The sequence below is a fragment of the Burkholderia latens genome, from assembly GCF_902499045.1.
Lineage (GTDB): Bacteria > Pseudomonadota > Gammaproteobacteria > Burkholderiales > Burkholderiaceae > Burkholderia > Burkholderia latens.
This window is the reverse complement of the sequence record NZ_CABVPL010000030.1, coordinates 1-13,248: the sequence shown is the minus strand read 5'-3', so window position 1 is coordinate 13,248 and position 13,248 is coordinate 1. Positions and strand designations below refer to the sequence as shown.

Here is a 13,248-nt window from a genome sequence, read left to right as displayed (position 1 = left end):
CTCCGCGCATGAAGGCGCTCGGCCGCAGCCTGCCGTTCGTCGCGCTGCTCGGGCCCGCGTTGCTGGTGCTGGCCGCGCTCGCGCTGTATCCGGTCGCGCAGGTGCTGATCGACTCGTTCTGCCGTGTCGACTACGCGGCCGGCCGGCGCGCGTTCGTCGGGATCGCGAACTATCGCGCGGTGCTCGGCGACGATGCGTTCGCGGCCGGCTTCGGCAACACGCTGCGCTTCACGATCGTCGCGTCGCTGGTCGAGGTCGCACTCGGCTTCGGTCTGGCGCTGCTGTTCGTGCGCGCGTTTCCGGGGCGGCGCATCGCGTTGCCGCTCGCGATCCTGCCGATGATGCTGTCGACGCTCGTGTGCTCCGCGATCTGGCGCAACTGGCTCAACTTCGACGGCTTCCTGAATGCGCTGCTGGCCGCGTTCGGACTCGATGGCGTGCGCTGGCTGTCCGATCCGCATCTGGCGCTGTGGTCGCTCGCGCTCGTCGACGTGTGGCAATGGACGCCGATGGCATTCCTGATCGTGCTGGCCGGGCTGCAATCGATTCCGCAGGAGCTGTATGAAGCCGCGCGCACCGACGGCGCGAGCGAATGGCAGTGCCTGCGCGACATCACGCTGCCGCTCGCGGCGCCGCAGATCGGCCTCGCGCTGCTGCTGCGCTCGATCGACACGTTCAAGCTGTTCGACAAGGTCTATGCGCTGACGGGCGGCGGCCCCGGCAACGCGACGCAGACGCTGTCGACCTACATCTACGACACGGGCTTCCGCTTCTTCAACGTCGGGCCGGCGAGTGCCGCATCGGTGCTGATGCTCGCGGCGTCCGCGCTGCTGGTTTCGGGGTACGTATGGCAGACGGTTCGCAAGCGGCGCGCATGACCGCGCGGTCGGCACGCATCGCGCACGTGCGAATGAGCGCGGTATTCGGTCGCGGGGCGCCGTGGACGCTGCGCATCGTCGCGCTCGTGCTGTTGCTGCTGCCGTGCCTGTGGATGGCCGGCGCGGCGTTCATGCCGACGCTCGAGCGCCTCGATCATCCACTGCGAATCTGGCCGGCCGCGCCGACGCTCGAGCATTTCGCTTCGGTATGGTCGAACGGCCTCGGCGCGCCGCTCGTCAATTCGCTGCTGGTCGGATTCGGCACGACGGCGCTCGCGCTGACACTCGCGTTCCCGGCCGCGTACGCGCTCGTGCGGTTGCGCTTTCCGGCGCGGCTCGATCTGCTGTTCCTGATGCTCGTGCTCGCATTGAAGCTGATGCCGCCGATCACGATCGCGGTGCCGTTGTTCGCGCTCGCGAAGCGGTTGCATCTGCTCGACTCGACGCTCGGGCTCACGCTCGCGTATCAGCTCTACGCGCTGCCGATGGCGATCTGGATGCTGCTCGCGTTCGTGCGCGACGTGCCCGCCGAATACGAGGAGGCCGCTTGCATCGATGGTGCGGGGCTCGCACGGCGGCTCGTGCAGATCGTGCTGCCGCTGTGCGCGCCGGGGTTGATCGCGACCGCCATCTTCGTATTCATCGCCGCATGGAACGAGTTCCTGATCGCGCTGTTGTTCGTGTCGACGCCGAGCCGCTTCACGCTGCCGCTCGCCATCGCCGGCTACGTGACCGAGAACGGCATCGACTGGGGCGACCTGATGAGCGCGGGGCTGCTGGCGTCGCTGCCCACGCTCGCCGTCGCCGGCTACGTGCAGCGTTATCTGCTGCGCGGGTTCGCCGGCGGGCTGAAGTGACGCGACACGTCACGCGCAGCTATGCCGTACCACGTGCGTGACCGGCACGATCGTCGTGCGCGACGCGCCGCCGAACGTATGGATGCGGTCGGCGAGCAGATCGACGGCCGCGCGCGCGAGCCCTTGCGTGTCCTGGCGCAGCGTCGTCAGCCGATATGCGTGGTAGTCGGCGGCTGGGATGTCGTCGAAGCCGATCACGCGCAGGTCGTCAGGCACGCGCAGGCCGAATGCATCGCGTGCGGCATCGATCACACCGAGCGCGAGCAGGTCGGACGAGCAGAACACGCCGTCCGGACGCTCGTCCGCCGCGAACAGTTGCCGCGCGGCATCGATTCCGCACGCGTGCGTGTCGGACCGCGTATCGATCGAACGGACGAGCGTCGCGCCGAACGCGTCGCCGCGTTGCAGTGCGCGCTCGAACGCCACCGCGCGCGAGCGGGCGCTGTAGCTCGCGGTACGCGGCCCGACGAACGCGAGCCGGCGCGCGCCGGCCCGCACCAGCCGTTGCGCGGCGGCGGCGGCGCCCGCCGCGTTGTCGCTGACCACGACGTCCGCGCCGGGCAGGTTCGCGTCACGATTGATCATCACGACCGGAATCCGGTGGTCGAGATACTGCCGTGCGACCGACAGCGGCGGCGACGCCGACGTCATCACGAGGCCCGCGATCCGGTAGCTGAGCAGCCGCTCGAGCGATTGCCGAACCTGATGCGGATCGTCCGCGTTGGTCACGAGCGGCGTGAACGCGCGCTGGCCGAGCGCGGCCATCAGGTCCGACAGCAGCCGCGCGCGGAACGGATTCTCGAAGCCGGCCGTCACGACGCCGATCATGCTGCTGCGCTGCGTAATCATGTCGCGCGCGATCAGGTTGACCTGATAGCCGAGTGCGTGCGCGGCCGCCATCACGCGTTCGCGCGTTTCGGGCGCGATACTCGCGGTCGGCGAGAATGCGCGCGACACCGCGGAGCGCGACACGCCGGCCCGCGCCGCGACATCCGACGCGGTCACCCATGTTTTTCTTTCCTTGTCAGTCATCGATACATGAACCCTTCGCGACACGAAGAACCCGCGCCGCTGGCCGACTGGATGTCGGCGCTCGACGACGCGCGGCTGCTGCATACGCTGACCCTACCGGGCAGCCATGACACCTGTGCGTATACCGTCGACGATCCGCTCGTGCGCACGCAGCACGCGCCGCTCGCGGCACAGCTCGCGCACGGCGTGCGGCTGCTCGACATTCGCTGCCGGCACCGGAGCGATACGTTCGACATTCATCACGGCGGGATCGCGCTCGGCATGACGTTCGACGACGTGCTCGCGGATTGCACGGCCTTTCTCGATGCGCATCCGCGCGAATGCATCGTGATGTCCGTGAAGGATGAATGGCCCGCGCACGCATGCACGCGCGGTTTCGCCGCGACGTTCGATGCGCACTGCGCGCGGCATCCGCGGCTGCGCTGGCATGCGGGCAGTGCGCTGCCGGCGCTCGGCGACGTGCGCGGCGCGGTGGTGCTGCTGCGCCGTTTCCGCAGCAGCCGGCCGCGCGGTATCGATCTGACCGCGTGGCCCGATAACGCGACGTTCACGATCGATCACCCCGATGCGGCATTCGTGATCCAGGATGAGTACCGGGTGCCCGTCGCCGGTTCGATTCACTATAAGTGGCGGGTGATCGATGCGCTGCTGACCGGCATGCCGTCGCCGGACAGCGGCCGCTGGGCGATCAATTTCTGCAGCGGGACCGGGATGGGCGCGAATCCGTCGGTGGTCGCGCGCGGCGATGGCCGGGTGCAAGGGATTCATGCACGGCTCGCGGAGCGGTTGCGTGAACAGCGTGCGCCGTGCGGCGCGATGCTGCTCGATTTCTGCGACGACGATGACTGGGCGCTCGTGCGGGCGCTGGTCGAGTGCAACCGGCATGTGCCTGCGCCGGGCGGCAGGCGCAGGTCGGTGGGGTGTTAGGGAGAATCCGAGCCGGGTAGGACCGTGCCAGTCGGCGCCGGATGCCGACTCAACGCGTCGCGATCGCCACTGCCGCGCCCGCCATCGCAGTTGCGCTCGTGCGATTCGCGATCCGCTTCGCGCGTGCCGAAGTGAGGAACGCGCGCGCACGCGAAGCAAGGAGTGACCAGAAACAGTCGGCGAGGATCAGGATCGCGAGCATCGTGCCGACGAGCTCGGCCCACGCGAGAATGCCGACATGCGTCAGATCGACGATGGTCGGCAGCAGCGCGAGATAGAACAGCATGATCTTCGGGTTGCCGAGCGTCACGAGCGTGCCCGCGACGAACATCCGCCACGGCGACTGGCCGCGCGGCAGCTCGCCGGCTTGCGTGTCGGTCGGCGCGGTCCACATCTTCCATGCGAGGAACAGCAAATACGCGACGCCGAGCAGCTTCAGCACGAGCAGGCCCGTCTCGAACGTGCGCGCGAACGCGGACAGCCCGGCGACGGCCAGCGTGAGCCACAGCGCTTCGCCGATCCACATCGCCGCGAGGAACGGCAGCACGTCTCGCACGCCGTTCGTGAGCACGCGCGCGACGAGCGCGGCGACGCTCGGGCCGGGCGTGCCGGCGGTGACGAGCAGGGCGAGGGCGAACACGGCAAGCGCGGACAGCGTCATGGCGAACCTCGGGGGCGGGACGTTCGAATGGTCTGGAGTTTCGATTATAGTGACGGCCGTTTCTGCCTGCCTATCTTGTCGCGATGACAGTATCGATCCGGATTCGTCCCGCCACGCGGGAAGACGCGGCCGCGATGGCCGCCGTCGAAATGGCCGCCGCCCGGCGCTTTCATGACGTCGGCATGCCCGGCGTCGCCGACGGCGAACCGACCGATGCGGCCGCCGTGCTCGCGCGCATCGACGACGGCCGCGCATATGTCGCGACGGACGAAGCAGGCACGTGCGTCGGCTTCGCGTTCTACCGCCTGCTCGACGCGCACCGGCTGTATCTGGAAGAACTGACGTCGCGCCGTCGCATGCGGGGCAGCGGATCGGCGCGCGCCTGATCGAGCGGATCATGACGCGCGCCGCGCAAGACGGCATTGCACAGGTCGTGCTGTCGACGTTCCGCGACGTGCCGTGGAATGCGCGGTACTACGCGCGCCTCGGCTTTCACATCGTCGACGATGCGTCGCTCGACGACACGCTGCGCGCGATCCGCGCGCACCACGTCGCACTTGGGCTCGACGAAACGCAACGCGTGTTCATGCGCGCGGACGTGCGCGCATGAACGTGGCGCCGGCCGTCAGGCCGCGTCGCTGAGCGCCGGGTAGTCGGTATAACCGGTTTCGCCTTCCGCGTAGAACGTTTCCGGCACCGGCTTGTTCAGCGGTGCGCCGAGTTCGAGGCGGCGCGGCAGGTCCGGGTTCGCGATGAACAGCTTGCCCCATGCGATCGCATCGGCGTCGCCGCTCGCGAGCGTGGCCTGCGCCGATTCGAGCGTGAACTGCTCGTTCGCGATCAGCGGGCCGCCGAACGCTTGCTTCAGCCGCGGGCTCAGCTGGTCGCCCGAATAGGCTTCGCGCGTGAAGATGAACGCGATCTTGCGGCGGCCCAGTTCGCGCGCGACATAGCCGAACGTCGCGGCCGGGTCGGAATCGCCCATCGTGTGCGCGTCGCCGCGCGGCGCGAGGTGCACGCCCACACGGCCCGCGCCCCACACGCCGATCGCCGCGTCGACCACTTCGAGCAGCAGGCGAGCGCGGTTCTCGATCGGGCCGCCGTATGCGTCGGTGCGATGGTTGGTGCTGTCCTGCAGGAACTGGTCGAGCAGATAGCCGTTCGCGCCGTGAATCTCGACGCCGTCGAAACCGGCCTTCTTCGCGTTTTCCGCGCCGTGGCGGTACGCGGCGACGATGCCCGGGATTTCATCGAGTTCGAGCGCGCGCGGCGTCACGTACGGACGCTGCGGGCGCACGAGGCTCACGTGGCCGCCGGCGGCGATCGCGCTCGGCGCGACCGGCAGGTCGCCGTTCAGGAACATCGGGTCGGAAATCCGGCCGACGTGCCACAGCTGCAGCACGATACGGCCGCCGGCCGCGTGCACGGCCTGCGTCACGCGCTTCCAGCCTTCGACCTGCTCGTCGGACCAGATGCCCGGCGTGTCCGCGTAGCCGACGCCTTGCGGCGTGACCGACGTCGCTTCGCTGATGATCAGGCCGGCCGACGCGCGTTCGGCGTAGTAACGGGCCATCAGGTCGTTCGGCACCCGCGCGCTGCCGGCGCGGGCACGGGTGAGCGGAGCCATCACGATGCGGTTCGGCAGTGTCAGGTCGCCGAGGGTCACGGGGTCGAACAGGGTGGGCATGGCAGAAAACCTCTTCACGAAAGGCGGGATGGCGTCGCGTCGTGCGCGGCGTTCGGCCCGCATGGCCTGGGTCAGAGTTCGCGACGCAGTGCGTCGAGAAATGCGTCGATGACGGCCTCGTTGCGCCGGAAGAACGCCCACTGGCCGATCCGCGTCGACGTCACGAGCCCCGCGCGCTGCAGCGTGGCGAGGTGCGCGGAGACGGTCGACTGCGACAGCCCGCAGCGCGCATCGATCTGCCCCGCGCAGACGCCGTGGTCATACGGCAGCGTCTGCTCCGGGAAATGCGCGCCCGGCGTTTTCAGCCAGACGAGGATTTCCCGGCGCACGGGGTTCGAGAGCGCTTTCAGGATCGCGTCGATGTCGAGTTCGGTCGGCATGGAAAGACGTGGTGTTCAGTCGGAAAAGCGGTGCAAACGGGTATCGTCGATGAGCGAATCATATATCGGAAAATGACGATATGGGTGATGGCACTGCCGCGAGTGGGGTTGATCGCGATCGGCATCGGGACCACGCCGCGATTGAATGGGGCGCGATCAGACGCGCGAAGCGCTTGCGTTCTCGCCGGATCACGCTTTTCCGTACTGCGCGAACAGCCACCGCCGCATCGCGTCGAGCGCGTCCGAATGCGCATTCGCCTGCGGAAAGACGACGTAAAACCCGAGCGACATCGGAAACGAGAAATCGAACACGCGCCGCAGCCGGCCTTCCGCGATGTCGCGCTCGACGAGCGGCTCGCTGGTCAGCGCGATGCCCTGACCGGCGACCGCGGCATCGATCGCGAGCAGCGACTGGCTGAACCGCGGCCCTTTCGTCGGGTCCGCTCGACCTTTTCCGCCGAGCTTCTCGATGAATTCCGGCCACAGATCGTGCGCGTCGTGCAGCAGCACGTGCTTCGACAGGTCCGCCGGTTTGCGGATCGGCGAGCCGCCGTCGAGCAGTGCCGGACTCGCGACGGCGAAGACGTCGAGCGGAAACAGTAACTGCGCGACGAGGCCCGGCGGAAACGGCGGCTTGCTCAACCGGATCGCGATGTCGACGCCATCGGCGCGGAACGTGGCCAGCCGTTCGTCGGCGATCACGCGCACCTCGATGTCCGGATGCAGCCGGCCGAAGTCGGACAGGCGCGGAATCAGCCACTTCGACGCGAACGACGGCGTCGTGCTGACGGCAAGGACCGTGGGGCGCTCGCCGAGGGCGTCCGTCGCATCCGAGATGATCTGCAGTGCGCGCTGGACCGCCGAGAAATACTCGAGCCCGTCGCGCGTCAGTGCGAGCCCTCTCGGCAGCCGCCGGAACAGCTGGACTTCGACGACGTCCTCCAGGTGCCTCACCTGCTGCGCGACGGCGCCCTGCGTCACGCCGAGTTCGTCGGCGGCCAGCCGGAAATTCAGGTGCCGCGCGGCGGCTTCGAACGCGCGAAGCGCATTGAGCGGCGGGAACCGGCGGGTGCGCGACAGAGCCTTCATGCAGTAGAAATCCTACAGGGTGAATGGAGAAATCATCGTTCGACAAGCCGATTATAGAGTCCTACAGTAGCGCTTTGGATCGACGCTCACGGCGTCGGGCCGACTATCCGGGAGAACGGCATGACTGTAGAGAAAGTGGCATTGGTGACGGCGGCGGGCAAGGGCATGGGCGCCGCGATCGCAACGGATCTCGCGCACAACGGTTATCGCGTCGCGCTGATGTCGCCGTCGGGCAGCGCGGCCGAGCTCGCGAAGGAGCTGGGCGGGTTCGGTATCGCGGGGTCCGTCACCGACGACGCCGACATCGCGCGCTTCGTGGACGAGACGCTCGCGAAGTACGGCCGCATCGATGCGGTCGTCAACAACACCGGACATCCGCCGAAGGGCGATCTGTTGTCGATCGACGACGACAAGTGGCACGCAGGCCTCGACCTGATCGTGCTCAACGTCGTGCGCGTGCTGCGCCGCGTGACGCCGGTGTTCCTGAAGCAGGGCGGCGGCGCGGTGGTCAACATTTCGAGCTTCGCGGCCGACGCGCCCGAGCAGCCGATGCCGGTGTCGTCGGCGCTGCGCGCGGCGCTCAGCTCGTTCACGCGCCTGTACGCCGAGCGCTATGCGAAGGACAACATCCGCATCAATTCGGTGCTGCCCGGCTTCATCGACAGCTGGCCGGAGACGCCGGAGATCGTCGCCCGCATTCCGGTCGGCCGCTTCGGCAAGACGCAGGAGATCGCGCAGACCGTGACGTTCCTGCTGTCGGAAGGCGCCGGCTACATCACCGGGCAGAACATTCGCGTCGACGGCGGCATCGTGCGTGCGCTGTAAGCTGGCACGGAATCGCAACGCCAAGCACGTTCGGCTCAGTTGTGCCGCTCGCCGATCCGGTTCTCTTCCGGGCTCCACACGCTCAGCCCCTCCGTCGGATCGAGCGGCAACTCCCAAGGCCGCGCGGCGATCGCCTGCATTGTCGCGTCGAAGCCGGCCTGGCGGCGCGCCGCGATCCCGTCCGGCGTGAAGTCGATGTCCTTCCACTGATCGTCGCCGTCGAGCCGCGGCGCCGCGAGCTTGATCACATGCATCGTCGTCTGGCAGCCCCACGCGGCGAGCGCCTGCACGTCGGCCGACGCGCGCTCCGCCTCCGGCAGCCGCATCACCAGTTCCTTGATCACATGGCGCAGCCGGTGAATCTGCTGTTGCCGCGCGATGTTGCTGTCCGTGCGGCTCGCGTACTGGATGTCCTTTTGCCGCTCCGATACCTGCCAGATGCTTTGCGGCTCCGGCCCGACCGGATTCCACATCTGCACCGAGAAGATGATCGAGCTGCGGCGCGGCGCATCGTCGAGCACGACCTCGACCGGCGTGTTCGAAAAGATGCCGCCGTCCCAGTACGGCGCGCCGTCGATCCGCACGGCCGGGAACGCGGGCGGCAGCGCGCCCGAGCCCATCACGTGATCGATGCCGAGCGGCCGGTCGCGCGAATCGAAATAGCGCATCGCGCCGGTGCACGCATTGACCGCGCCGACCGTCAGCCGCGGGCGGCCCGCGTTCAGCAGGTCGAGGTCGATCAGCGACGCCAGCGTGTCGCGCAGCGGCTCGACCACGTAGTACGACGCGCGCTCGACGCCGACGCGTGCGAGCGGCCCGAGCCATGCGGCCGGATTCGGCCGGAAGAACCCCGGGATGCCGGCGCTGATGACCGCGAGTTCGGCGCCGATCTTGTCCCAGCTCGTCGGGAAGCCTGGCATGTTGACGGCGGCGCGTTCGGTCACGTGACGCCAGAATTCCGCCATCCGCTGCGCCCGGCGCCCGGGCGCGTTGCCGGCGATCAGCGCGGCGTTGATCGCGCCGATCGACGTGCCGATGACCCAGTCGGGCTGGATGCCCGACGCGTCCATCGCCTCGAATACGCCGAGCTGGTACGCACCCAGTGCGCCGCCGCCCTGAAGCACCAGCACGACTTGCCCGGGCAGTCTCGGATGTGCGGGTTGACTTGCCGTCATCGCTTTCCTCACGGTCGGTGACGGCCGGCGGGCGCCGGCCGGTTGCAACCAGTGTAGGCGATCGGCGCCGGGCGGTGCCGGATCGTCGCGCGCCGTGCGGCGCGCCGCGTCATTCCACCGTGATGGTTTCCTTCATGTACGGATGGATTCCGCAGAACACCTTGTACACGCCCGGCTTGTCGAAGCGGAACGAGTAGGTCTCGTCCTGGTCGAGCGCTTTCGAATGGAAGACGCCCGCATCGTTGACGATCGTGTGCGGTTCCGCGTCGAGATTCTTCCACGTGACCGTCGTGCCGGCCTTGATCGTCGTCGACATCGGCGAAAACATGAAGTTGCGGATCGTCACCAGCGGGGCGGCCGTGGTCTGCGCGAACGCGGCGAGCGGCGCGCCGGCGGCCGCCGCGCAGACGAGCAGCGCGGCCGTGCGCATCGGGAGTTTGAGGAAGGTCATGTCTGTGTCCTCGCGTATCGGAATCAGGCGATCGTCGTGTCGTGCAGCGACGCGGCCACCGGATGGCCGGCGAAGTCGACGGTCGTCACGCCGAGCATCGCGGGCAGACGGTCGCGCGGCACCGTGAGCGGCACCGGCCCCGGACCGTTGCCGGCGGTCGGCTGCGGGAATGCGGTCGAGCGCGCGGTGTGGAACGTCACGTTGCCCTCGACCTTCGACACGATCTGATGGATGTGCCCGTTGAGCACCGTGACCGAACCGAAGCGGCGCAGCAGCGCCATCGTCTGCGGCGCGTCGCCGGTGCCCCAGCCCCACGGCTCGTAGATCGTCCACATCGGCATGTGCGAAAACACGACGATCGGCGTGCTCGACGACCGGCCCTTCAGATCCTGCGCGAGCCACGCGAGCTGTTCGTCGCCGAAGCTGCCGAGCCCGTTCGGCTTGAAGTGCATCACGTTGACGAGCGCGACGAAGTGCACGCCTGCATGATCGAAGCTGTAGTAGCCGCGGTTGTCGGAGGCCTTGCCGAACCGGCTGAAGTATTCGGCGCCCGAACCGTCGGTCAGATCGTGTTCGCCGGGCACCGTGTGCAGTTCCGGCACGCGCAGGCCGGACAGCAATTGCGACGCATGGTCGAACTCCTCGGCCTTCGACAGGTGCGTGATGTCGCCGGTATGGATCGCGAGCGCGGGCATCGCCGGCATCGCGTTGACGAGATCGATCGTCTGCCGCAGCGTGCCCGCGACGTCGGGATTCGCGTCCTTGTTGAAGCCGATGTGCGTGTCGCTGATCTGCACGAACAGCGGCCGGCCCGCGTTCACGGGAAGTGCGGAGCCGCTTTGCGCGAGCGCGAGATCGAATGGCGTGAGGATGCCGCCCGACAGCGCGAACAGCGTGCCGAGGCCGCCGAACGCCATGCATTGCAGGGCCTTGCGGCGCGACGGGCGAGTGGGATTCGATGAAGACATGTGAGCCTCGCATTGGTATGACGGAACCGGACGGCCGGATCGTCCGGGAATAAGCCGGCGCCTTCGCATGCGATACCGGTGCGGGCGGGGTTTTATTCCCGTTCCGGGTGGTGCGGCGCCGTATCGGGCTGGGCGCGAGCGGCGGCGCGACGACGATCGCGGGCGGATGGCCCGTCAATGTCCTGTAAGTGACACGACACATTTGCGTCATGCCCGCCAGATAGCCTGCGACACCGAATCATGTGTCCGGAGCCCCTCATGCCGAATCGCGCGGCAACGGAAACCCGCGGTGCGGCCGGTCATCGCGCGCACGCCATCGGCGTCGCGCTGCCTTTTCCGATTGGCGGCGATCGTTCATCCCACGCGCGGCCGCGTGTTACGGCCCACATCCGCTGACGCGCCGATCGGCACGCGGCCGGCCCCATCGACTTTCAATTCGACCAAGACGCTACCGATGGACATCAGTTTCTTCAATCCGAACCGCACGGCCAACGCGTCCGCGTGGCGTGTGCTCCCTAACCGCTGGGACGCGGTCGCGTTTCCGCTGATCATCGGCATCCTGGCGATGGTGTTCGTCGGCTTTCACGAAACGATGGCGCCGATCGCCGTGCTGCAGACGCAGAAGATCTCGCTCGCTCCGTCGAATCTGCCCGAATACGCGCTGCGCACCACGCTGCGGATGCTCGCCGCGATGATCGCGTCGCTCGTGTTCACGCTCGTGTACGGCACACTCGCGGCCAAGAGCCGCCGCGCAGGCATGGTGCTGATTCCGGTCCTCGACATCCTGCAGTCGGTGCCGGTGCTCGGCTACATCTCGTTTACGGTCACGTTTTTCGTCGCGCTGTTCCCGGGGCGCGTGCTCGGCGCGGAGCTGGCCGCGATCTTCGCGATCTTCACGAGCCAGGCGTGGAACATGACGTTCAGCTTCTACCAGTCGCTGCGCACGGTGCCGCGCGACCTGAGCGAGGTGTCGCGCGGCTTTCACCTGACGTCGTGGCAGCGGTTCTGGAAGCTCGAGGTGCCGTTCTCGATGCCGGGGCTGATCTGGAACATGATGATGTCGATGTCGGGTGGCTGGTTTTTCGTCGTCGCGTCGGAGGCGATCACCGTCGGCAATCAGACGATCACGCTGCCGGGGATCGGCGCGTATCTCGCGCAGGCGATCTCCGACAAGAACCTCGGCGCGGTAGGCTGGGTGATCGTCGCGATGTCGGTCGTGATTCTCGCGTACGATCAGCTGCTGTTCCGTCCGCTCGTCGCGTGGGCCGACAAGTTCCGGATGGAGAACACCGCGTCGGGCGACGCGCCGCAATCGTGGCTGCTCGACATGATGCGCCGCACGCAGTTGATTCATCAGCTGCTGGTGCCGGCCGGCTGGCTGCTGTCGCAGGCCGCGCGCATTCCGCTGCGCGTGCCGTCGTTCGGCGGCAGTGGCGCGCATGGCGCATCGGGCGGTGGTTCGTCGCGCATCGGCGACATCGTGTGGGGCGCATTCGTGATCGTGCTGACTGCGTACGTCGCGTGGCGCGTCGTCAGCTTCGTCGCGACCGGCGTGACGATGGGCGAGGTCGCTCACGTGCTGGTGCTCGGGCTGATCACGTTGCTGCGCGTGGTGGTGCTGATCGCGATCGCGTCGGTGATCTGGGTGCCGGTCGGCGTGCTGATCGGGCTGCGTCCCGCACTGGCCGAGAAGATCCAGCCGCTCGCGCAGTTCCTCGCCGCATTCCCGGCCAACCTGCTGTTTCCGGCGTTCGTGATCGTGATCGTCCGCTTCCATCTGAACGCGGATATCTGGCTGTCGCCGCTGATCGTGCTCGGTACGCAGTGGTACATCCTGTTCAACGTGATTGCCGGCGCGATGTCCTATCCGAACGACTACAAGGAAGCGACGAGGAATTTCCGGATTCGCGGTTGGCAGTGGTGGCGGCAGGCGATGCTGCCCGGCATCTTCCCGTACTACGTGACCGGCGCGATCACCGCGTCGGGCGGCGCGTGGAACGCGAGCATCGTGTCCGAGTTCGTCCAGTGGGGCGACACGAAGGTCGCCGCGCACGGCCTCGGCGCGTACATCGCGCAGACTACCGCTGCCGGCGATTTCCCGAAGATCATCCTGGGCATCGCCGTGATGTCCCGGTTCGTCACCTTGTTCAACCGTCTGCTGTGGCGTCCGATGTACGCCTATGCGGAATCCCGGCTCCGTCTCGATTGAGAGTAAGCGCGATGCAAAATTCGACTGTTGTCAACGCCCCTGTCCAGACGTCCCAGCCGCCCCAGCCGCCGCGTCTCGGCGAAGAGATCCTGCGCGTCGACCACGTGAG

The 13,248-nt window shown here is 67.8% G+C and carries 13 protein-coding genes and 1 pseudogene; 6 read left to right on the top strand and 8 right to left on the bottom strand.

The genetic code is table 11. The features are described from left to right. Positions 1 to 8 precede the first annotated feature (8 nt). Together BSE24067_RS19810 and BSE24067_RS19805 are read left to right on the top strand one after the other, a co-directional pair. On the top strand, positions 9 to 878 hold the full coding sequence (locus BSE24067_RS19810; RefSeq protein ID WP_151067127.1) for a carbohydrate ABC transporter permease: 870 nt from the start codon (positions 9 to 11) through the stop codon (positions 876 to 878). Next, positions 875 to 1,735, top strand: coding sequence for a carbohydrate ABC transporter permease (locus BSE24067_RS19805; protein WP_151067126.1), 861 nt, complete (start codon positions 875 to 877; stop codon positions 1,733 to 1,735). The genes BSE24067_RS19810 and BSE24067_RS19805 overlap by 4 nt, the downstream gene beginning before the upstream one ends. Before the next feature lie 9 nt (positions 1,736 to 1,744). Here BSE24067_RS19805 and BSE24067_RS19800 read toward each other — a convergent pair whose 3' ends face one another. Next, positions 1,745 to 2,767, bottom strand: coding sequence for a LacI family DNA-binding transcriptional regulator (locus BSE24067_RS19800; RefSeq protein WP_151067125.1), 1,023 nt, complete (start codon positions 2,765 to 2,767; stop codon positions 1,745 to 1,747). Positions 2,768 to 2,773: 6 nt separating this feature from the next. On the opposite strand from BSE24067_RS19800, the gene BSE24067_RS19795 reads away from it, so the two are divergent. Continuing rightward, the gene (locus BSE24067_RS19795) at positions 2,774 to 3,694 is read left to right on the top strand and encodes a phosphatidylinositol-specific phospholipase C (RefSeq protein ID WP_170297535.1); all 921 of its coding nucleotides are present in this window, start codon (positions 2,774 to 2,776) and stop codon (positions 3,692 to 3,694) included. 49 nt (positions 3,695 to 3,743) lie between these two features. Here the strand turns inward: BSE24067_RS19795 and BSE24067_RS19790 are convergent, their stop codons facing one another. Continuing rightward, on the bottom strand, positions 3,744 to 4,355 hold the full coding sequence (locus tag BSE24067_RS19790) for a LysE family translocator (RefSeq protein ID WP_151067124.1): 612 nt from the start codon (positions 4,353 to 4,355) through the stop codon (positions 3,744 to 3,746). Between the two features lie 83 nt (positions 4,356 to 4,438). Between BSE24067_RS19790 and BSE24067_RS19785 the strand changes: the two are divergent. Then, positions 4,439 to 4,965: pseudogene (locus BSE24067_RS19785) on the top strand (GNAT family N-acetyltransferase). A gap of 15 nt (positions 4,966 to 4,980) precedes the next feature. Here the strand turns inward: BSE24067_RS19785 and BSE24067_RS19780 are convergent. The 3 genes from BSE24067_RS19780 to gcvA all read right to left on the bottom strand — a co-directional run bounded on the left by BSE24067_RS19780 (position 4,981) and on the right by gcvA (position 7,511). Continuing rightward, positions 4,981 to 6,042 carry an alkene reductase gene (locus BSE24067_RS19780; protein ID WP_151067123.1) on the bottom strand — a complete coding sequence of 354 codons (1,062 nt, stop codon included), beginning with the start codon at positions 6,040 to 6,042 and terminating at the stop codon, positions 4,981 to 4,983. Positions 6,043 to 6,113: 71 nt separating this feature from the next. Further along, positions 6,114 to 6,422: an ArsR/SmtB family transcription factor gene (locus tag BSE24067_RS19775; protein ID WP_059449595.1), complete on the bottom strand. Its 309-nt coding sequence runs from the start codon at positions 6,420 to 6,422 to the stop codon at positions 6,114 to 6,116. A 189-nt stretch (positions 6,423 to 6,611) separates the two neighbouring features. Continuing rightward, positions 6,612 to 7,511, bottom strand: coding sequence for a transcriptional regulator GcvA (gene gcvA, locus BSE24067_RS19770; RefSeq protein WP_151067122.1), 900 nt, complete (start codon positions 7,509 to 7,511; stop codon positions 6,612 to 6,614). Positions 7,512 to 7,631: 120 nt separating this feature from the next. Here gcvA and BSE24067_RS19765 point away from each other — a divergent pair, with 120 nt between their 5' ends. Further along, a complete protein-coding gene (locus BSE24067_RS19765) occupies positions 7,632 to 8,336 on the top strand; it encodes an SDR family oxidoreductase (RefSeq protein WP_151067121.1) in 705 nt (234 codons plus the stop codon). 35 nt (positions 8,337 to 8,371) lie between these two features. On the opposite strand, the gene BSE24067_RS19760 is transcribed toward BSE24067_RS19765, so the two are convergent. The 3 genes from BSE24067_RS19760 to BSE24067_RS19750 form a co-directional block, all read right to left on the bottom strand. Beyond that, positions 8,372 to 9,511, bottom strand: a complete 1,140-nt coding sequence (locus tag BSE24067_RS19760) for a patatin-like phospholipase family protein (protein ID WP_151067120.1) — start codon at positions 9,509 to 9,511, stop codon at positions 8,372 to 8,374. Positions 9,512 to 9,620: 109 nt separating this feature from the next. Further along, positions 9,621 to 9,962: a cupredoxin domain-containing protein gene (locus tag BSE24067_RS19755; protein WP_151067119.1), complete on the bottom strand. Its 342-nt coding sequence runs from the start codon at positions 9,960 to 9,962 to the stop codon at positions 9,621 to 9,623. Between the two features lie 23 nt (positions 9,963 to 9,985). After that, positions 9,986 to 10,930, bottom strand: coding sequence for a metallophosphoesterase family protein (locus BSE24067_RS19750; protein WP_151067118.1), 945 nt, complete (start codon positions 10,928 to 10,930; stop codon positions 9,986 to 9,988). A gap of 454 nt (positions 10,931 to 11,384) precedes the next feature. On the opposite strand from BSE24067_RS19750, the gene BSE24067_RS19745 reads away from it, so the two are divergent. After that, a complete protein-coding gene (locus tag BSE24067_RS19745; RefSeq protein ID WP_151067117.1) occupies positions 11,385 to 13,139 on the top strand; it encodes an ABC transporter permease in 1,755 nt (584 codons plus the stop codon). Positions 13,140 to 13,248 lie beyond the last annotated feature (109 nt).

What these genes read in the sequence shown, in the direction of transcription:
- BSE24067_RS19765 (WP_151067121.1), top strand. Translation starts at nt 7,632, where the DNA reads ATGACTGTAGAGAAAGTGGCATTGGTGACGGCGGCGGGCAAGGGCATG.
- BSE24067_RS19795 (WP_170297535.1), top strand. Translation starts at nt 2,774, where the DNA reads ATGAACCCTTCGCGACACGAAGAACCCGCGCCGCTGGCCGACTGGATG.
- BSE24067_RS19755 (WP_151067119.1), bottom strand. Translation starts at nt 9,962, where the DNA reads ATGACCTTCCTCAAACTCCCGATGCGCACGGCCGCGCTGCTCGTCTGC.
- gcvA (WP_151067122.1), bottom strand. Translation starts at nt 7,511, where the DNA reads ATGAAGGCTCTGTCGCGCACCCGCCGGTTCCCGCCGCTCAATGCGCTT.
- BSE24067_RS19805 (WP_151067126.1), top strand. Translation starts at nt 875, where the DNA reads ATGACCGCGCGGTCGGCACGCATCGCGCACGTGCGAATGAGCGCGGTA.
- BSE24067_RS19760 (WP_151067120.1), bottom strand. Translation starts at nt 9,511, where the DNA reads ATGACGGCAAGTCAACCCGCACATCCGAGACTGCCCGGGCAAGTCGTG.
- BSE24067_RS19750 (WP_151067118.1), bottom strand. Translation starts at nt 10,930, where the DNA reads ATGTCTTCATCGAATCCCACTCGCCCGTCGCGCCGCAAGGCCCTGCAA.
- BSE24067_RS19775 (WP_059449595.1), bottom strand. Translation starts at nt 6,422, where the DNA reads ATGCCGACCGAACTCGACATCGACGCGATCCTGAAAGCGCTCTCGAAC.
- BSE24067_RS19810 (WP_151067127.1), top strand. Translation starts at nt 9, where the DNA reads ATGAAGGCGCTCGGCCGCAGCCTGCCGTTCGTCGCGCTGCTCGGGCCC.
- BSE24067_RS19790 (WP_151067124.1), bottom strand. Translation starts at nt 4,355, where the DNA reads ATGACGCTGTCCGCGCTTGCCGTGTTCGCCCTCGCCCTGCTCGTCACC.
- BSE24067_RS19800 (WP_151067125.1), bottom strand. Translation starts at nt 2,767, where the DNA reads ATGACTGACAAGGAAAGAAAAACATGGGTGACCGCGTCGGATGTCGCG.
- BSE24067_RS19745 (WP_151067117.1), top strand. Translation starts at nt 11,385, where the DNA reads ATGGACATCAGTTTCTTCAATCCGAACCGCACGGCCAACGCGTCCGCG.
- BSE24067_RS19780 (WP_151067123.1), bottom strand. Translation starts at nt 6,042, where the DNA reads ATGCCCACCCTGTTCGACCCCGTGACCCTCGGCGACCTGACACTGCCG.